Source organism: Mumia flava (assembly GCF_002797495.1).
GTDB classification, from domain to species: domain Bacteria; phylum Actinomycetota; class Actinomycetes; order Propionibacteriales; family Nocardioidaceae; genus Mumia; species Mumia flava.
Genome location: NZ_PGEZ01000001.1, coordinates 1,642,920 through 1,663,132 on the forward strand (window position 1 = coordinate 1,642,920; position 20,213 = coordinate 1,663,132).

The following is a 20,213-nucleotide window of genomic DNA, read 5'->3' on the forward strand; positions in this document are numbered from 1 at the left end:
TCTCGCGATCACGGCAGGGCGGCGAGCACCTCCGCCGCGGCGCGCTCACCGGACTCGATCGCTCCGTCGACGTACCCGCACCAGCGACGCGCGGTCTCCGTGCCCGCCCAGTGGATCCGCCCGACCGGCGCACGCAGCGCGGTGCCGACCTGCGTCCACGCCCCGGGTGGCAGGTGCGCGGCGTAGCACCCGCGCGTCCACTCCTCGTCGGTCCAGTTCCGCAGCTGGAGGGCGACCACGTCGTAGGCCGGCTGACCGAACAGGTCCGCGAGCGCGTCGAGCACCTCCGCGCGCTGACGCTGCGGGGACAACGCCGCCAGGGCGATCGCGTCGTCGGCCTCGGCGAACGCGGTCAGCACGCCGTACCCGTCGCCCACCGGCTCGGAGGTGTCGAAGGTGACGGACACGGGACCGCGGTCCGTCATCGCTTCCCCGGACAGCCCCTGCTCCCTCCAGAACGGGCGACGGTAGACGGCGTGGATCTTGATCACGCTGCCGTGCGGCATCCGCTGTGTGAGCATCGTGCGCCCCGCCGGCAGACCGGGGCGGTAGTCGATGCTCGCGGCCAGCGCCGGAGGGACCGTCACGATCACGCGGTGCGCCGTGGTCGCACCGGAGTCGCTGTCGACCGTCACGTGGTCGTCGTCGGACAGGATCGCGGACACCGGCTCCTCAAGCCGGACCCAGCGCCCCATCGGCTCGGCGAGGCGCTGCGCGAGCTGCTGCATCCCGCCGACGACCCGGGCGTCCTGCGCCCCGCCCTCGGTCGTCAGCATGTGCTCCAGACCCCCGGCGGAGCGTGCGCCGAACAGCACGTGGAGCAGCGAGACGTTCGACGGCGAGGTCGCGAGCACCGCCCCGCACGCGCCGCGGAAGAAGTCCCGCCCCTTCGACGTCAGGCAGGTCCGCCGGATCCAGGTCTCGAACGTCATCGCGTCGTAGCGACGGGCCGCGTCCCCGTGCCAGGGCTCCTCCAGCGACACCTTGCTCGCGGCCGCGGTGAAACGCAGCATCGCCTGGGCGACGTCGGCGGTCGCGACGGCGTCCAGCGTCGCCGCGGCACCGCGGTAGCGCCGCGTCCGACCGTGCAGCCGCATGAGAGCGTCGCCGACGCCGGCCTGCGCCGTCGTCGTCAGCCCGAAGCGCTGGAGCTCGGCGGCCACCAGCCGCTGGTCCGGCGCGACCCACGCACCGCCCGAGTCGACCCGCACGTCGTCGACGCCGTCGACGGTCTCGGTCCACGTCCGCCCACCCACGCGGTCCCGCGCCTCGAGCACCACCACGCTGCGGCCGGCGGCCCGCACACGGTCGGCCGCGACGAGCCCGCTCACGCCGGCCCCCACCACGATCACGTCGACGTTCGCCATCGGGTGCATCCTACGCACGAGTCGCGATCACGACAGGCTCGACGGTCGGGGCGGGCTCAGGACTTCTTGGCGGTCTTCTTGGCGGTCGACTTCTTCGTCGTCTTCTTCGCGGGCGTCTTCTTCGCCGTCGACTTCTTGCGCGTGGACTTCTTCGCCGGGCCCTTGGCGCGCTTCTCGGCGAGCAGCTCAGCGGCGCGCTCCAGCGTCACGGTCTCGACCTCGTCGCCCTTGCGCAGGGTCGCGTTGTACTCACCGTCGGTGACGTACGGCCCGAACCGCCCGTCCTTGACCACGACCGGGCTCCCGCTGGCCGGATCGTTGCCGAGCTCCTTGAGCGGAGCGGCAGCCTGGCGACGACCGCGCTGCTTCGGCTGGGCGTAGATCGCCAGCGCCTGCTCGAGGGTGATGTCGAAGAGCTGCTCCTCGGTCTCCAGCGAGCGCGAGTCCGTGCCCTTCTTGAGGTACGGGCCGTACCGGCCGTTCTGCGCGGTGATCTCGTCGCCGGACTCCGGGTCCACCCCGACCACGCGCGGCAACGACAACAGCTTGAGGGCATCGTCGATCGTGACGGTGTCGAGGTCCATCGACTTGAGCAGGGAGCCGGTCTTCGGCTTCTCCTTCTTCGCGCCCTTCTTCGCCGGCGTCTCCGCCTCGGGCAGCACCTCGGTGACGTACGGGCCGAAGCGACCGTTCTTCGCGACGATCGTCCGCCCGGTCGACGGGTCGACCCCGAGCTCGCGGTCCTGCCCGGCGGGGTTCGCGAGCAGCTCGCGGGCCTTGTCCATCGTCAGCTCGTCCGGCGGCAGGTCGTCGGGGATGTTCGCGCGCTGCACCACGCCGTCGGCGTCCGGGCCCTCGAGGTACGGGCCGTACCGCCCCACCCGGATCGCGACCCCGTCGCCGAGGTCGAACGTCGACAGCTCGCGGGCATCGATGTCACCGAGGCCGTCGACGAGCTTCTTCAGCCCGGTGTCCTCGGTCTTGTCGCCGTAGTAGAAGCTGTGCAGCACCTCAGGTCGGCGCTCACGGCCCGCAGCGACCTCGTCGAGCACGTCCTCCATCATCGCGGTGAAGCCGTAGTCGACCAGGCGCCCGAAGTGACGCTCGAGCAGCCGCGTGGCCGAGAAGGCGACCCAGGCAGGGACGAGGGCGTTGCCCTTCTTGTAGACGTAGCCGCGGTTGAGGATCGTCTGGATGATGGAGGCGTACGTCGACGGGCGCCCGATCTCGCGCTTCTCGAGCTCGCCGATCAGCGTCTGCTCCGTGTAGCGCGCGGGCGGCTTCGTGGCGTGGACGGCCGCCTCGATCGACGCGGCCGTCACCGTCTCCCCCTCCGCGACGTCGGGGAGCCGGGTCTGCTTGTCGTCGGACTCCGCCTCGGGGTCGTCCGCGCCCTCCACGTAGGCCTTCAGGAACCCGTAGAACGTGATCGTGCGTCCGGACGACGTGAGCTCGCACTCCTCACCGGAGCCGGCGGTCGCGCCGATCCGCACGGTCACGGTGTTGCCGCGGGCGTCCTTCATCTGCGACGCCATCGTGCGCATCCAGACCAGCTCGTACAGCCGGAACTCGTCGCCGCTCAGCCCGGTGTCGCCGGGCGTACGGAACGTCTCGCCCGCCGGACGGATCGCCTCGTGCGCCTCCTGCGCGTTCTTCACCTTCGAGGCGTACGTCCGCGGCGCCTCGGGCAGGTAGTCCGGCCCGTACAGCTCGCGGACCTGTGCCCGCGCGGCGTCCAGCGCGGTCTGCGACAGCGTCGTCGAGTCGGTCCGCATGTAGGTGATGTGCCCGCCCTCGTACAGCCGCTGCGCGACCTGCATCGTGCGCTGCGCACCCCAGCCGAGCTTGCGGCCCGCCTCCTGCTGCAGCGTCACGGTCCGGAACGGGGCGTAGGGGCGGCGGGTGTAGGGCTTCGACTCGACCGAGCGGATCGTGAACGTCGCGTCGCGCAGCCCGTCGGCCAGCGCGACGGCGCGGGCCTCGTCGAGGTGGATCACCGGCGGCTTGCCCGTGAGCTGCCCCTCGGAGTCGAAGTCGCGGCCCTGCGCGACCCGGGCGCCGTCGACGTTGACGAGCCGGGCGGGGAACACCTGCGGGTCCTTGCCCTCGCCCGCGTCGAGCCGGGCGTCCAGGTCGGCGTACGTGGCGGAGCGGAACGCGATCCGCTCGCGCTCGCGCTCGACGACCAGCCGGGTCGCGACCGACTGCACGCGCCCTGCCGAGAGACCCGACATCACCTTCTTCCACAGGACCGGGCTGACCTCGTAGCCGTACAGACGGTCGAGGATGCGACGGGTCTCCTGGGCGTCGACGAGGTCGGTGTTGATCTCGCGGGTGTTGGCGATCGCGGCCTCGATGGCCTGCGGGGTGATCTCGTTGAAGGTCATCCGGCGGACCGGGACCTTCGGCTTCAGCTCGTCGACGAGGTGCCAGGCGATCGCCTCGCCCTCCCGGTCCTCATCGGTCGCGAGGATGAGCTCGTCGGACTCCTTGAGGAGCTTCTTGAGCTTGGTGATCTGGGCCTTCTTGTCCGCCGGCACGACGTAGACCGGGTCGAAGTCGCCGTCGACGTCCACACCCAGCCGCGCCCAGGGCTGCCCCTTGTACTTCGCGGGGACCTCCGCCGCGCCGTTGGGCAGGTCGCGGACGTGGCCGAAGCTGGCCTCGACGACGTAGCCCTTGCCGAGGTAGCCGGCGATCTGCGCGATCTTCTTCGGCGACTCGACGATGACGAGAGAGGTCACGGACGTGTGCTCCTGGCGTGTGGGTCGGACGGGACGGCCCGTCCGGGCGCCCGAACGGGGCAGCCGAGCGCCACGGTAGCGCGTTCGGCGAAAAACGGAGGACACCGGTGTGCACCACGGGGCCCGGTGTCCGGCGAGAAGCGGACAGGTGGTGACGTCAACGGTTGAGGTTGTGGAAAGGTTCCGAGACCGCCAGTCTGAGGGGCAGGATCCTGCCGATTCGTCCGCTTCGACCCCGGAGGCTACGTGTCCCACCGAGCTCGTGCTGCCCTGTCGTTCGTCGCCGCGCTGCTCATCGCTCTGCCGCTCGCGTTGACCGGCGCGGTGTTCGCGCCGGCGCTCGCCCAGGGCACGGGAGTCGTGTCGGTGGACAAGTCCGTGGTCGGCACGCCGCCGGCCGGCGGGTACGAGCCGGGGGACACGTTCCAGTACGAGATCGAGGTGTCGTGCTCGAACCTCGACGGACCGGGCTGTGACGATGCGCAGCTCACCGACACCCTCCCTCCGCCGCTCGTCCTGTCCGGTGACCCGGCGGTCACCGTGAGCGGCACCAGCGACGCCGAGATCACGGAGGACGGCGACAACTTCACGATCGACTTCACCGAAACCCTCGGCGGCGGGGTCATCGGTCTCACCGCCGGCAGCGACATCTCGATCATCGTCAACGTGGAGGTCCCCGAGGACGCCTCGGGCGACTACGACGGCACCGTCACGAACACCGCCGACGTCACGCAGTCCAACGGCGACCCTGCCTCCGACTCGGCCGACGTCACCCTGAACATCGAGACGACGCTCGCCGCGACGGTCGACAAGACGATCGATCCCACCACGGTGCCCGGCGTCCCCGGCGTGCCGGTCGAGATCACGATCGACTCCGCGAACACCTCGAACGCGTCGGTCGACTCCCTGGTCGTCCAGGATCCCGCGGACGGCGCCGACGACCCGTTCGAGTACCTCGCGGTGACCGGGGTCGTCTCGTTCACCCCGCCCGACGGCGCGGTCCAGGTGCAGGTCGACTGGCAGAGCGAGGACGGCACCTGGAACGAGGGCACACCGTCGGCCATCCCGACCGATCCCAACGCCCTTCTGTCGGGCATTCCCGACCTGACTGCGGTGCACGGCCTCCGGATCACGTGGATCGGCGACGACGGCGCGACGATCCCACCGGACACCGAGAGCACGATCGTGCTGGCGACGGAGACGCGTCCGAACGTCGCGGACCTCCCTGAAGGTGCGACAACGGTCGACAACGTCACGTCCGCGCTGGTGACCCAGGACGACGCCACGTCCGTGCCGGTCACGGACGCCGCGACCGTCGTGATCAACCGGACGGCCCCGACGGTCGAGACCACGAAGACCTACACGCCGACGAACGTGCCCTCCGGTGGGACGACCACCGCGACGATCACGTCGGCCGTCGGGTCGATCCCCGTCACGGAGATGGTGATCCAGGACCCGGCAGCCGGCACCGCGAGCTTCGTGGACCAGAACGTGACGTTCGAGGGGTTCGACCCGGACTCGATCCAGTGGCCCGCGAACGCCACCGAGGCGACGATCGTCTACACCTACGACGACGGGACCACGTCGACCGAGACGACCGACGTCCCGAACACGCTGCCGGACCCGGACGCCGGCAAGACCGTCACCGGCTTCACCATCACCTTCGCCGGACCGATCCAGGCGAACGCGACCGCGAACATCGCGTACGACGTCACCGTCGAGACCCTGCCGGACGGCTCGGGGCCGGACACCTCGACCAACACGACGAGCACCACCGTCACCGACGCGAACGGCACGCCGGCCGACGACACCGACTCGGCGACGATCAACGTCCTCCCGCTCCAGGTCGAGACCGACATCACCAAGGACATCATCCGGACCGAGATGCCCGGGGTTCCCGGCGCGTCGACGGTGATCTCACTCAACGCCGGGGTCTCCGACAGCTCGACGATCGGGTCGGACTACCTCCAGATCACCGACCCGTCCCCGCAGCCGCCGGACAGCGACGCACCGCCGACGCTGACCGACTTCTGGAACCGGATGGACCTGGCGTCGCTCGGACCGGTCGAGATCCCCACGAACACCACGCTCACCGTGGAGTACTGGAGCGACTCCGAGCAGGAGTGGGTGACGGTGGAGTCGGACATCGGCGCCGACGCCTCGCCGTACACCTGGACACCGACGGCCGACGAGCGCGAGGACATCGCCGGGATCCGACTGACCTGGGAACCGACCGACCCCGACGGGACCCTGCCGCCCGGCTTCGAGGTCACCCCGTACTTCACCGTCAGCCAGCGCGACACGATGCGTGACGGGTCGGGCAGCGCTCTCCCCGACGACACGACGGGCACCCTCACGTACGACAACGACGCGCAGTCGAAGGTCGACAACGACGCCTCGCAGGACACCCCGGTCTACGACGACGATGACGACACCATCGACGTGTACCCCGTCGACGGAGGCCCCGGCACGGACCTGCTCGACAAGACGTGGCTCGATCCCGACTCCGGCAACCCGAGCGACGCCGTTACGGTGCCCGCGCTGACCGACGACCAGCGGGCCGCCCGCGTCCTGTGGGGCACCGGAGGTTTCCCGATCGAGCAGGCGGTGGTCGCCGACCCCGCGAGCGCCGGTGAGCTGGCCGACGTCTCCACCAGCGTCTTCGACGCCTTCGACCTGGTCGAGATCCAGCCGATCGACGCGAGCAGCGATCCGCTCATGACCTTCGACGCCGTCACGGCCGTCGAGCTGTACGACGGGTCGGGCTGGGTCGACATCACCACGGACGTCTGCGGCGCCGACGGCGCCGGCTGCGACGGGACCTTCCCCGGCTACACCCTCGACGCCGACCAGCAGGCCTCCACGATCGGGGTCCGCCTGACCTTCGAGGAGAGCCCGACCCGCGGCGACCGGATCACCAACCCGGCGACCGACCCGCCGGTCGGGAGCGGTGTCGCTCTGTCGAACGCCGCGAGCCGGCCGGTCGACCTCACCTTCCAGATCCGCCAGACGCTCCGCTCCGACCCGTCCCAGCCGGTCCTCGGCACGGAGCACGACTACACCTACAACACCGGGACGGCCGGCCTGGTCGACAACACCGCCAGCCTGACGCCCGACGACTACGACCCGTCGACCGACGACGCACTGATCACGATCACGGACGAGAACGTCAACACCACGATCACCAAGACGTTCGACGCCGACTCCATCGGCCTTCCCCCGGCCGGCGGTGGGACGAGCATCCAGGACTTCCCGCTCACGCTGGTGACGCTGACCGCGACGAACACGACCCCGGCCCTCGTCTCCGACCTCACGGTCACGGATCCGGTCGACGGGACCCCGCCGACGAACGTGTTCGAGATGTTCAACCTCCAGGACATCGTCTCGATCAGCGTGCCTGCGGGCGCGGATCCAGCGTTGACGGAGGTCGTGCTCACCCATCAGACCGGCACGGTGGACGCTCCCATCACGATCGACGAGGCCCTCGCGCGCAGTGAGGGAAGCCTGGCGACGGTGACCGGGATCAGCGTCCTCCACCACAGCCCGGACGGCACGCTGGTCGCGATCGAGCCCGATGCCACGTCGGTGGTCGAGCTGAGCCTGCGTCTCCGCCCCACCTACCGCACCAGCGGCGCGCCGATCGAGGAAGGCGACACGGCGATCAACCGTGCCCAGAGCGACGTGAGCAGTCCGGAGGACGACGCCACGGCGACCTCCCCCGCCCAGATCGTCATCGAGCAGGCGACCTACGGCGTCCAGGCCGAGAAGACGATCGCTCCGGCGGAGCGGTACGAGGACGAGAGCGACGTCTACACGATCACCCTCGAGGGTCAGCCGACCGGGAACGTCCGCACCCGCGAGCTGACGATCAGCGACACGGCGGAGACGTTCTGGAACGCGTTCGACTTCACCTCCTTCGAGCCGACCACACGCCAGGACCCGATCGCGCAGATCAAGACGGACGCGCTGGTGGGCATCACCTACGAGCTCGACGCGGGCGGCAGTCCTGTTGCCCTGTGCAACGGGTCGGAGGACCTGACCGGATGCTGGGCCGAGGGCGAGTGGACCGAGGTGACCGGCGACATCCTTCCCGTGCTCCCCGACGGCGTCTCGGCAGCACAGGTGCGCGGGCTGCGGTTCTCGTTCCGCAACGCCGACAACACCGGCTGGGAGCGGTCATCGACGCCGGTCGTCCCGGTCGCCTTCACCGCGACCCGGCGCGACACCCTGATCATCGGGCCGAACGGCGAGGACGACACGGTGCCGGTCCCGTCGACGCTGCCCGGGATGGAGACGGCGCCGGGTGAGGACGAGCAGGGCCGGACCACCGACACGGTCGACGTCGACGCGACGGGCGCGTTCAACGAGGCGGGCGGACAGGAGTACACCGCGTCCGACTCCGACACCGACTCGACGCTCCTGCGTCACCTGACCAACGAGGTCTCGATCGTGAAGTCGCCGGGTCGCGGCGACGACGACCCGCCGCTCTACCTCCCCGACACCCCGATCCCCTACACGATCACCATCACCAACACCGGATCGTGGCCGCAGACCGGCGTCACCATCACCGACCAGATCCAGACGAACGAAGACGGCGCGATGCTCGTCCTCCCGGTCGACGACGAGGGGAACCCCGAGGTCGAGTACACCTTCACCCTGGTCGGCGCGGACGGCACGCCGAAGCCCACGGACGGCTTCACGGCCGACCTCGACGAGGAGACCGGCGTCCTGACCATCACCCCGCCGGACGGCTTCGTCCTCGAGCCCGGGGACGTGCTGACGATCGGCACGCCGCTCGTCTACCAGCCGGGGCTCAACCCGGGGACGCAGGTCCGCAACCGCGTGACGGTCAGCGACGACCGTACGTACGACGTCTGCGAGTCGACCCGCAACCAGACGATCGACCGGACCTCCGAGCTGGTCGACAGCTGCTCCTCGATCACGGTGACCGAGCCGCTTCCGGCATCCCCGATCCGTGTGGCGAAGGCGGTCAGGGGCGTCGGCGCGGGCCTGCCCGACGCCGCACCCGGCGATCAGAACTACGACGATCTCGGCATCCTGGTCAGTGGCGCGTCGTCACTCAACTCCTGCGAGTCCCCGAACGCCCCCGACGGCTTCTACACCTACCCCTGCGTTCCGATCACGCGACCGGGCGGGACCGAGCGGTGGGCGACGCGGTTCACGAACTCGGGCAACACGATCGCCGGGATCGTCGCGGGCATCGACGTCCTCCCGACGCCGGGCGACACCGGCGTGATCCTGCCGACGGACCGCGACTCGGAGTTCACCCCGACCCTGCTCGGGAACTTCACCTCGGACGGCGAGCCGGTCGATCTCGACGACGAGTTCGAGACGTTCTATTACATGACGACGGTGCCGGACGTCGCCTGCAACGAAGCCGACATCCTCAGCGAGACGGATCCGGACTGGAGCGAGGCGAACTACCCCGACTGCTACGACGACGTCGAGAGCCGCGACTGGATCCGGATCACCTCGGCGACGACCGCCGCCGAGCTCGCCCAGGCGCGTGCCGTCAAGGGGATCGTCGACTACTCGGAGAACCCAGGCCCGGAGAACGGTCTCCTGCCGCTCCAGACCAAGACCTTCACCTACGAGACGCAGACTCCCTGGACGCCGGAAGAGCCGGGCTTCGTGGCGCCGACGCCCGTCGCGTGGAACTCGATCGCCGCAGGCGCCCGAGCCACCGACGGCTCGGACGTGCAGAACCCGACCGCGGTGATCGAGCCGCGGAAGGTCGGGGTCGCGACGGCCACGGGCCAGCTCGACCTGCAGAAGATCGTCGACGTGCCGGACGGCTTCCCGCCGACGGCGATCCCGCCGTCGTACACGATGCGGCTGTCGTGCACGTCGGGACCGGAGGAGGTCTCGATCGTCGACGCCGACGGCGCTGACGGCAGCCTCGTCACCGTCCCGTCGACCAACCTGCCGATCACCGTGAACGCGAGCGGCAACCTCACCATCCCGTGGGGCGCCGAGTGCACCGCGACCGAGGAGCCCGCGCCGCAGGGGGCGACGGTCACCTGGGACCCGGCCGGGGTCGATCCCGCCTCCGGCGAGGTCGAGGCCACGCGGGACTTCGCCGACCGCGGTGACATCCTGTACAAGGCGTGGCCGGACCCGATCCCTCCGCTCGCTATCACCGCGACGAACACGTACGAGCTGGCCGGCTTCTCGGTGAGCAAGACCGTGGACACCGGTGGCGCCGAGGACCAGGACGGCGAGCCGATCACGTACGACACCGACTACGACTTCACCGCGTCGTGCACGTTCAACGGAACCGAGATGATCCCCGACGCGGAGCAGAGCTTCAGCCTCGGCGACGGCGAGGAGATGACGTTCGACGACCTGCCTGCCGCCTCGGAGTGCTCCGTGACCGAGACGGGCACCGGTGGAGCGGCGGAGACGTCGATCCAGCTGACGCAGTCCGGGGTCGACGCCGACGAGATCGACGGCACCACGGTCGACTTCGTCCTGGACCCCGACGACGGCGACGAGCACGTCAACGCCGTCGCCTACACGAACAGCTACACCGTCGGCTCGGTCGACGTCGTGAAGGCTGTCGAGGGCGATGGAGCCGACGACTGGGCGACGGCGCCCTTCGAGGTCGAGATGACGTGCGAGCTCGCGGGGACGTCACCCGACCCCGTGTACGAGGACTCCGAGGTGTTCACCGCGCCGGACGATCTGGAGTGGTCGGTCGAGAATCTCCCGACGGGCGCCGAGTGCTCGTTCGCCGAGACCGCGACCGGCGGCGCCACGACCTCCTCGATCGCGCCGAACCCGGTCACGGTCGGCAACGACGACGTCGACGATCCGGCCGAGGTGACCGTGACGAACACCTTCGAGACCGGCACCATCGACGTCCGCAAGGTCGTCGCGGGCCTCGACGGCCAGGCCCTCGAGGATGCGCTCCAGGTGACCTACATCTTCGACCTCTCCTGCACCCGTGACATCGACGGCACGCCCACGCCGATCCCCGACGCCGACATCCCCGGCGGTCCGATCCGTGAGGTCGTGCCGGCCGACGACCCGATCGGGGAGTGGACCGGTCTGCCGGTCGGTGCCGAGTGCACGATCACCGAGGAGCTGGGCGAGGACCTCGAGGATCCGCCGACGGTCCTGATCGTGCCCGACACCGTGACGGTCCGGAACAACGTGACGGCCCGGTTCGAGGTGATCAACTCCTTCGAGGTCGCGCCGCTGACGGTCGAGAAGGTCGTCGACGGCGACGCGGCCGACGTCGCGCCGGCCGAGTTCGACGCCGAGATCTCCTGCTCCTACGCGACCGCGGACGGCGACATCCCGCTCGTGATCGACCCGGACGACCCGGATGCCGCGCCCGGTCCGCTGGACGTGACGATCGAGGCCGGAGGCTCCTTCACCACGGCCGACATGCCGGTCGGCGCGAACTGCACCGTGAGGGAGACCGACGACGGTGGCGCGACGTCGACCACCATCACCGGTGACGGCGAGGTCGTCGTCGCCGTCGACGGTACGACAGCGACGATCACGAACACCTTCGACGACACCGGCCTGGTGCTCGGTAAGCAGGTCGACCCGGGCGGCGCCGTCGACAGCGACGGTGACCCGATCGCGTACGACCTGACGTACACGTTCTCGGCGCTGTGCACGTTCAACGACCAGACCGTGCTCGACACCGAGGTCGAGCTGGGCTCGGGCGAGTCCCAGGAGTTCGACGGGCTGCCGGTCGGATCGGACTGCACCGTGACGGAGACCGACGACGGTGGCGCGAAGGCGACCGCCCTGGTGGTCACGCAGAGCGGCACCGAGTCCGAGGGCGACGGCGACTCCGTGTCGTTCACGCTGACGGCCGGCGGCGCCGAGCTCGACGCGGTCACCGCCACCAACACGTACGGCGCCGGCGGTCTGCGGATCCGCAAGGTCGTCGACGGCACGGGTGCGGGTCCGTTCACCCTGCGGGTCCGGTGCACGCTCGACGCTGCAGCGCCCGACGAGGTCCGTGACGAGCGGACCGAGCTCGCCGGGGGCGAGACCTGGGCGGTCGACGACGTACCCGCCGGAGCCGAGTGCACGGTCACCGAGCCGCGTTCCGGCGGTGCGGATGCCGTCGCGATCGACCCGGGCACCGTGACGGTCGACGACGGGAGCAACGTGCGCGTCACCGTGACGAACACGTTCGACCCGCCGCCCGGGACCGGCGCCGGTGGGGGCGCTGACGAGGACCTCCCGTGGACCGGCAGCCCGGTCACCCCGGGTCTCGGCCTCCTCGGTCTGCTGACGGTGCTCCTCGGAGGACTCGCCGTCCGGCTCGGACGCAGTCTGCGGCAGGGCTGAGGAGACTCCGTAGCCGGCTACGGAGTCCCGCACTCGGCACGGGAGGTTTCCGCAGCCAGGTGCGGGTCTGCCCAGCCAGGTACGGGCCGGGCCGCGCCCGGGGAGTGCGGGACGCCCGTGGTCGCTAGTGCAGGAAGCCGTCGGCGACGAGCTCGCGTACGGCCGGGAGGGTCTGCGCCCGCACCTGCGTCGGATCCTGCTCGAGCAGCGTCGCGAGCGCATCGAGGATCTGCCCGACGCTGAGGTCGCCGTCGCACGCGCCGACCAAGCCGGCCTCCACGGTGTCGACCTGCCGAGCCCGCCGTACGCCACGCTGGAGCCGCAGGATGATCACCTCGGGATCCGCGGCGCCGGCCGGGCCCGCGGTCTCCTGCACCAGCCCGTCGGCCTGGGTGAGGTGCGTCGCCAGGAGCGCGTCGTCGCCGAGGTCACCGTACGCGTCGCTGCGGGCGCCCCACGCGGCGACGTGCGGGCCGATCGGCTGCTCGATCTCGTACGGCCACTCCTCCAGGCGGAGCACCGGCTCGTCACGACCGCTGTTGCGCAGGCTCAGCCACCCGAACCCGATCGCCTCGATGCCCTGCTGGTCGAACCACGACAGCCACGTGTCGTACCGCTCGACGTAGTCGGGAGCGCCCTGCAGTCCGGCGTCGGCGAGCCACATCTCGACGTACGTGGGGAGGTCCGCGACCTCGCGTTGGAGCACCCAGGCGTCGCAGCCGGTCGGCGCGAGCCAGTCGGCCAGCCGCTCGGTCCACGGCCGGTCGGCGTCGTGCACCCAGTTCGCGAGGACCTGGCACCAGCCTCCGGGATTCAGGTGGTCCGGCGCCTGGGTCACGATCCGCCGGACGACCTCGTCGCCGGGCAGACCCGAGTCGCGGTACACGAGCCGCTCACCCGTCGCCGGCGACACCACGAACGGCGGGTTGGTCGCGATCAGGTCGAACCGCTCCCCGCGGACGGGCTCGAACAGGCTCCCGTCGCGGACCTCGTACGCACTGGCGTTGATCTGGGCGGTCAGTCGCGCCATCCAGAGCGCGCGCGGGTTGACGTCGGTCGCCACCACACGCTGCGCGTGGGTCGCGAGGTGCAGCGACTGGACCCCGCACCCCGCCCCGAGGTCCAGGGCGGAAGCGACCGGCTCCCGCACGGTCAGCTGCGCGAGCGACGTCGAGGCCTCGCTGATCCCCAGCACGTGCTCCGGTCCGACCGTCCGCGGCGTCCCGTCGAGACCGGGGGTGAGGTCGCAGACCACCCACCAGTCGTGCTCCTCGTCGCCGTACGCCCGCAGGTCCACCCGCGCCGCGACCTCGCCGACCGAGCGCTCCAGGACACCGGCGACCGTCAGCGGATCCACCAGGCCGGGCAGCGCGCGCTCTGCGTCGGCCAGAGCGACGGGCAGCTGGAGCGCGAACATCCGGGTGAGCGTCGCCAGCGCAGATCCGTCGCCGGTGGCGCGCCGGGCGGCCGTGGTCTCGTTGCGCAGCAGGGCCCGGTGGGCGTCCGGTCCGATCAGGGCCGCGACGGCGTCGACGGTGTACGGGGCGGAGCGCAACGCCTCCGCCAGGGCAGCGGCATCGTGGTCGCGGAGCATGCCTCCACCCTAGGGGCGTCCACTCCGAGCACGATTCGGGCGGTTCGGGCTGGAATCACGTCGGTGACTCGGGCCCGAACCGCCCACATCGCGGACGAGGGCTACTCCACCGGGCGCGGGTCCTCGTACCCCGACTCGTCGTAGCGCGGCGGGTCCTGGACCGGGTGGCGCCGGGGCTCCCGGTCGTCGTCGCTGGTCGCGTCGTAGTCGACACCGGACGGCGTACGACCGTGGTGGTCGGGACCGTCACCGTCGCCACCGCGGTCGACGTCGTCGTCGTTGTCCGCGATCGCCGTGGAGCGCTGCTTGGACACGACGATCGCCACCACGATGATGAGCACGGAGACGCCGGCGATCGTGTACCTCAGAGCCGGGTTCGCGTCATCACCGAAGGACGTCGAGACGACGGCCGGTGCGATCAGGAGCGCGACGAGGTTCATCACCTTGAGCAGCGGGTTGATCGCCGGGCCGGCGGTGTCCTTGAACGGGTCGCCGACGGTGTCGCCGATGACGGTCGCCTCGTGCGCCACGGAGCCCTTGCCGCCGTGGTTGCCGTCCTCGACGAGCTTCTTCGCGTTGTCCCACGAGCCGCCGGCGTTCGCCAGCATCACGGCCATCAAGGCACCGCAGGCGATCGCGCCCGCGAGGTAGGCGCCGAGCGGTCCCACTCCGAGCCCGAAGCCCACCGCGATCGGGGCGAAGATCGCGAGAACTCCCGGCGTCGCCAGCTCTCGCAACGAGTCGCGCGTGCAGATGTCGACGACACGGCCGTACTCCGGGCGGCCGGTGCCCTCCATGATCCCGGGGATCTCACGGAACTGTCGCCGGACCTCGAACACGACCGCGCCGGCCGCACGTCCGACCGCGCTGACCGCCAGACCCGAGAACAGGAACACCACGGCCGCGCCGATCAGCAGGCCGACCAGGATGTCGGGCTCGGCGACGTTCAGGACACCGAGCAGGCTGAGCAGCTCGCCGGATCTCAGGTCGTCGACGTTGCCGCTGATGTCGTTGGCCGCCCGCGAGACCGTGTCGGTGAACGACCCGAACAACGCCGCGGCCGCGAGGACCGCGGTGGCGATCGCGATCCCCTTCGTGATCGCCTTGGTCGTGTTGCCGACGGCGTCGAGCTCCGTCAGGATGGCCGCGCCCTCCTCGTCGACCTCGCCGGACATCTCGGCGATGCCCTGTGCGTTGTCACTGACCGGCCCGAAGGTGTCCATCGCGACGATCACGCCGACCGTGGTCAGCAGTCCGCAGCCCGCGAGCGCGATCGCGAACAGCGACACGAGCACCGCGCCGCCGCCCAGCAGCGACGCCCCGTACACAGCAGCCGCGATCACCAGCGCCGTGTAGACGGCCGACTCCAGACCCAGCGAGAAGCCCGACAGGATGACGGTCGCCGGACCGGTCAGCGAGGTCTTGGCGACGTCGGTGACCGGGCGGTGCTCCGTGCCGGTGAAGTGGCCCGTGAGGGCCAGGATCACCGCGGCGAGGACGATGCCGATCAGCACCGCGACGATCGCGACGATCTGCGGGTTGAACTCGCCCGGCGGCTCGATCGCACCGAGCTGGCCGAACAGAGCCTCGACCTGCGTGCTGCCCCCGGCGTCGACCAGGTCCGCCGAGCTCGACGGCAGGTAGAGGAAGGCGGCGATCGCACACCCGATGGCGGAGACCGCGGCCGAGATGTAGAACGCACGGTTGATCGTCGTGAGCCCGCCCTCGCCGGCGCGGGGACGCGTCAGGTAGACGCCGATCAGCGCGGTCAGGGCACCGATCGCGGGAACGATCAGCGGGAAGACGAGGCCGTCCTCGCCGAACGCGACCGACCCGAGGATCAGGGCGGCCACGAGGGTCACGGCGTAGGACTCGAAGAGGTCCGCTGCCATGCCGGCGCAGTCGCCGACGTTGTCGCCGACGTTGTCCGCGATCGTCGCGGCGTTGCGCGGGTCGTCCTCGGGGATGCCCTGCTCGACCTTGCCGACCAGGTCGGCGCCGACGTCGGCGGCCTTGGTGAAGATGCCGCCGCCGACCCGCATGAACATCGCGAGCAGCGCCGCGCCGAAGCCGAAGCCCTCGAGCACCGACGGCGCGTCGCCCTTGTAGAACAGCACCACGACGGCCGCGCCGAGCAGGCCGAGGCCGACCGTCGACATCCCGACGGTGCCGCCCGTGCGGAAGGCGATCCGCATCGCCGGGTCGCGCCCGACGTCCTGGGCGGCCGCAGCGACCCGGACGTTCGCGCGGACCGCGAGCCACATCCCGAGGTAGCCGATCGCGGCGGAGAACAACGCGCCGAGCAGGAAGAACAGCGACCGTCCGACCCGGACCTCGGTGCTGCCGGGGAGGACGAAGAGCAGCGCGAACGCCAGCACCGCGAACACGGCGAGCGTTCTGAACTGCCGCGTCAGGTAGGCCGAGGCCCCTTCCTGGACGGCTCGCCCGATCTCCTGCATCCGGGGGGTGCCCTCGGGAGCGGCCAGCACTTCCCTGCGGAAGACGGCGGCCATCACGAGGGCGACGACGGCGACGGCGGCGACGACGCCGACGAGAGTCATGTTGCTGCTGGACAGCGACAGATCCTCGGCGGCAGCCATGGTGGAGTACGGCATCCGGTTCCTTCCTCAGCACGGGTCCCGACGTGGAGGGTGCTCGAACACCCAACCAGGAAGGTGATCGAGAACACAACAGTTTGCTGCGTGTCGTCTCACCACGTGCGCTATCGGCGTCGTCCCCGGCCGCGTGCGGAGGCGGCGATCAGCGCGAGACCGACGTCACCGCGGCGTCGACGCTGTCGTGGATCCCGAAGACCTTGGCCAGACCGGTGATGTCGAAGATCCGCAGCAACCGCTCGCGGGTGCAGACGACCGCGAGGTTGCCGTTGTTGGCGCGGACCCGCTTCAGTCCCCCGACGAGCACGCCGAGGCCGGTGGAGTCGAGGAAGTCCACCTTCTCCACGTCCACGACGATCCGGTGGTGGCCCGTCTCGACCAGATCGGCGAGGGCCTCCCGCAGACGCGGCGCCGTGTAGACGTCGATCTCGCCGGCGACCGCAACGACCTGCGCGTCGCCGACTCGTCGGGTCTCGAGCGAGAGGTCCACGTTCGTCGCTCCTCCAGCGGCCGGGATTCGTTGCCATTCAACCATGCCGCGAGGCGCTCCGATCGACTGTGAGCACGCCCCGTCGGAGGGACTTGGCAGACTGCAGGGGTGACCGATCCCGTCGAGACGTTGCTACGGACGCCCGGTGCGTCCGACGGACGCCTCCTGCACCTGCAGCGCGAGGACGCGCGCCAGGCGACGTACGCCGCGTGGCCGGCGTGGGTCGACGACGACCTGCGGCGACGCTTCGCCGGGCTCGGCGCGGACACGCTGTGGGCGCACCAGGCCGAGGCGGCCGAGCGCGCTCGCGCCGGGCGCCACGTCGTCGTGGCCACCGGGACCGCGTCGGGCAAGTCGGCGGCGTACCTCCTCCCGGCGGTGACGGCGCTGCGGTCGGCCTCCGACGCGGGGCAGCGCAACGCGAACGGCCTGCGGCGGCTGCCGTCGGTCCTGTATCTCGCCCCGACCAAGGCGCTCGCCCGCGACCAGCTCGCCGCGCTGGATGCCCTCGTCGGAGACGACCGCCGGATCCGCAGCGCTGCGGTCGACGGCGACAACAGCCGCGAGGAGCGCCAGTGGGCGCGCGACCACGCGAACTGGATCCTCACCAACCCCGACCTGCTGCACCGCACGCTGCTGCCGTCGCACGCGCGGTGGGCGCGGTTCCTCGCCGGGCTGCAGTACGTGGTGGTCGACGAGACGCACCACTACCGCGGCGTGTTCGGGTCCCACGTCGCCCACGTGCTCCGCCGGTTGCGCCGCCTGGCGGCCTCCTACGGCGCGGATCCGACGTTCGTGCTCGCCTCGGCGACCGCGGCGGAGCCGGCGCGCTCGGCCTCGCTGCTGACCGGGCTGGAGGTGAGCGAGGTCGTGGACGACGCGGCCCCGCGCGGCGAGGTCGCCTACGCCCTGTGGGAGCCGCCGCTGATCGACGCTCGTGGCGCCGACGGTGCGCCGGTCCGGCGTTCTGCGACGACCGAGTCGGCCGGTCTCCTGGCGGACCTGGTCTCTGCCGGGATCCGGACGCTCGCCTTCGTACGATCACGGCGGGGCGCCGAGACGGTCGCGCTCGCGGCCCGTGCCATGCTCGGCGAGGTCCACGGCGACCTGGCCGACCGGGTCGGCACCTACCGCGGCGGCTACCTGCCGGAGGAGCGCCGCGCGATCGAGACCGACCTGCGCGAGGGCCGCCTGCTGGGACTGGCCACCACCAACGCTCTCGAGCTGGGGATCGACATCGCGGGGCTGGACGCCGTGCTCACGACCGGGTTCCCCGGGACCAGGGCGGCGCTGCGGCAGCAGTTCGGCCGCGCGGGACGACGTGGTGGGAGCGCGCTCGGCGTGCTGGTCGCACGGGACGACCCGCTCGACACCTACCTCGTCCACCACCCCGAGGCGCTCCTGGGTGCTCCGGTCGAGGCGACGGTCCTGGACCCGTCCAACCCGCACGTGATCGCCGGTCACCTCGCCGCCGCCGCACAGGAGACCGCACTGACCGAGGGCGACCTCGAGCTGTTCGGTCCGGGGGCACGGGACGGCGTCGAGGCGCTCGTGGCCGCCGGTTGGCTCCGCCGCCGAGCGCAGGGCTGGTTCTGGGTGCGACGCGACCGGGCGGCGGACCTCGTCGACATCCGCTCGGTCGGAGGCCAGGCCACGCAGATCGTCGACACCGAGACGGGTCGGCTCCTCGGGACGGTCGACGGCGGCCGTGCGGACGGCGAGGTCCACGACGGCGCCGTGTACGTGCACCGCGGCGAGTCGTTCGTCGTCGAGCACTACGACCCGCACGACGGCGTCGCGCTCGTCCGCGCCGACGAGCCCGACCACACGACGTCGGCGCGCACCGTCACCGACATCGCGATCGTCGCCGAGCACGAGCAGACGGTCTGGGACCGCGCCTCGGCCTGCTTCGGTGAGGTCGACGTCTCGACGCAGGTGGTCTCGTACGTGAGGCGTCGGTCGGGTTCCGGGGAGGTCCTCGGCGAGGTGCCGCTCGACCTGCCGGTGCGGACGCTCCGGACGAGCGCGGTGTGGTGGACGTTGCCAGGCGATGTCGTCGCCGCGACCGGTCTGGCACCCGAGCTCGTGCCCGGTGCCGCTCACGCGGCCGAGCACGCGGCGATCGGACTTCTCCCCCTGCTCGCCACCTGCGACCGGTGGGACATCGGCGGCGTCTCGACGGCGATGCATCCCGACACGGGCATGCTCACCGTGTTCGTCCACGACGCCCTGCCCGGCGGCGCCGGCTTCGCCCGCCGCGGCTACGACGTCGTCCATCACTGGCTCCAGACGACCCGGCAGGCCATCGCGTCGTGCACGTGCCCGGACGGGTGCCCGTCGTGCGTGCAGTCACCGAAGTGCGGGAACGGCAACCACCCCCTGTCGAAGACGGGCGCGATCGTCCTCCTGGACGCCGTGCTCGCCCAGGCGTCGCTCGGGAGCGTGGACGCGGCCTGACGCCGCGCACGATCGGCACTGACCCGTCCCCTGGCGTTACGGTGGGAGCGCATCCTGGAGGGGGTTGGACATGATCGCGTTGGGCGTCCTTCTCGTGGCCGTGGCAGTCCTCGTCGTCGTGGTGGTCGTGGCCGAGGCGGCCGAGGGCGTGTCGATCTCGGTGCTCGGCCTCGACTTCGACACGACCGGGATCGGGCTGTTCGTGCTGGGTGCAGCGACGATGCTCGTGGTCGTCGTCGGGCTCTGGCTGATGATGCGCGGCACCAGGCGCTCCTACCAGGTTCGACGGGAGAACCGTCGCCTCCGCAAGGACCAGAAGCGACTGCTGCGCGAGCGCGAGGCCGCGGCGCCGGAGGCACCCGACGAGCGGCTCGCCGACGACCGCGACCTCGCGGCGGCACAGGCGGGCTCACGCGACGTCGGCACAGACGAGTCCCGACGCTCGCAGCCCGACCGCTCGGAGACCACCCCCGAGGCGCCCGCCGGCGACGCGACCGCGGGTGCGGCTCGCACACCCGGCACCGCTGCGGACCCGGGCCGCACAGCCGCTGCACCCGGCGACGATCCGGAGTCCCCTCGCCGCTCCTCTTGAGGGAGCACCGTCACCCG

At 71.2% G+C, this 20,213-nt stretch carries 8 protein-coding genes; 3 read left to right on the forward strand and 5 right to left on the reverse strand.

What is annotated here, in order from left to right; all coding sequences use genetic code 11:
- Nucleotides 1–8 precede the first annotated feature (8 nt).
- Both CLV56_RS07820 and topA read right to left on the reverse strand, forming a co-directional pair.
- On the reverse strand, nucleotides 9–1,367 hold the full coding sequence (locus CLV56_RS07820) for a flavin monoamine oxidase family protein (RefSeq protein ID WP_039350540.1): 1,359 nt from the start codon (nucleotides 1,365–1,367) through the stop codon (nucleotides 9–11).
- A gap of 56 nt (nucleotides 1,368–1,423) precedes the next feature.
- Nucleotides 1,424–4,111 (reverse strand): type I DNA topoisomerase, encoded by a 2,688-nt coding sequence (gene topA / locus CLV56_RS07825; RefSeq protein WP_039350538.1) that lies wholly within the window; start codon nucleotides 4,109–4,111, stop codon nucleotides 1,424–1,426.
- 246 nt (nucleotides 4,112–4,357) lie between these two features.
- Between topA and CLV56_RS07830 the strand changes: the two genes are divergently transcribed.
- Nucleotides 4,358–12,448, forward strand: a complete 8,091-nt coding sequence (locus tag CLV56_RS07830) for a DUF5979 domain-containing protein (protein ID WP_039350536.1) — start codon at nucleotides 4,358–4,360, stop codon at nucleotides 12,446–12,448.
- A gap of 124 nt (nucleotides 12,449–12,572) precedes the next feature.
- Here CLV56_RS07830 and CLV56_RS07835 read toward each other — a convergent pair whose 3' ends face one another.
- From CLV56_RS07835 to CLV56_RS07845, 3 genes are all read right to left on the reverse strand, one after another.
- A complete protein-coding gene (locus CLV56_RS07835) occupies nucleotides 12,573–14,042 on the reverse strand; it encodes a DUF7059 domain-containing protein (protein ID WP_039350533.1) in 1,470 nt (489 codons plus the stop codon).
- Nucleotides 14,043–14,143: 101 nt separating this feature from the next.
- The gene (locus tag CLV56_RS07840) at nucleotides 14,144–16,657 is read right to left on the reverse strand and encodes a sodium-translocating pyrophosphatase (RefSeq protein ID WP_100414642.1); all 2,514 of its coding nucleotides are present in this window, start codon (nucleotides 16,655–16,657) and stop codon (nucleotides 14,144–14,146) included.
- Between the two features lie 145 nt (nucleotides 16,658–16,802).
- Nucleotides 16,803–17,147, reverse strand: coding sequence for an STAS domain-containing protein (locus CLV56_RS07845; protein ID WP_039350531.1), 345 nt, complete (start codon nucleotides 17,145–17,147; stop codon nucleotides 16,803–16,805).
- A 108-nt stretch (nucleotides 17,148–17,255) separates the two neighbouring features.
- Between CLV56_RS07845 and CLV56_RS07850 the strand changes: the two genes are divergently transcribed.
- Both CLV56_RS07850 and CLV56_RS07855 read left to right on the forward strand, forming a co-directional pair.
- Entirely contained in the window at nucleotides 17,256–19,604 is a 2,349-nt protein-coding gene (locus CLV56_RS07850) for a DEAD/DEAH box helicase (RefSeq protein ID WP_039350529.1), read from the forward strand.
- A 70-nt stretch (nucleotides 19,605–19,674) separates the two neighbouring features.
- Nucleotides 19,675–20,196, forward strand: a complete 522-nt coding sequence (locus CLV56_RS07855; protein WP_039350527.1) for a LapA family protein — start codon at nucleotides 19,675–19,677, stop codon at nucleotides 20,194–20,196.
- The last annotated feature ends 17 nt before the right edge of the window (nucleotides 20,197–20,213 follow it).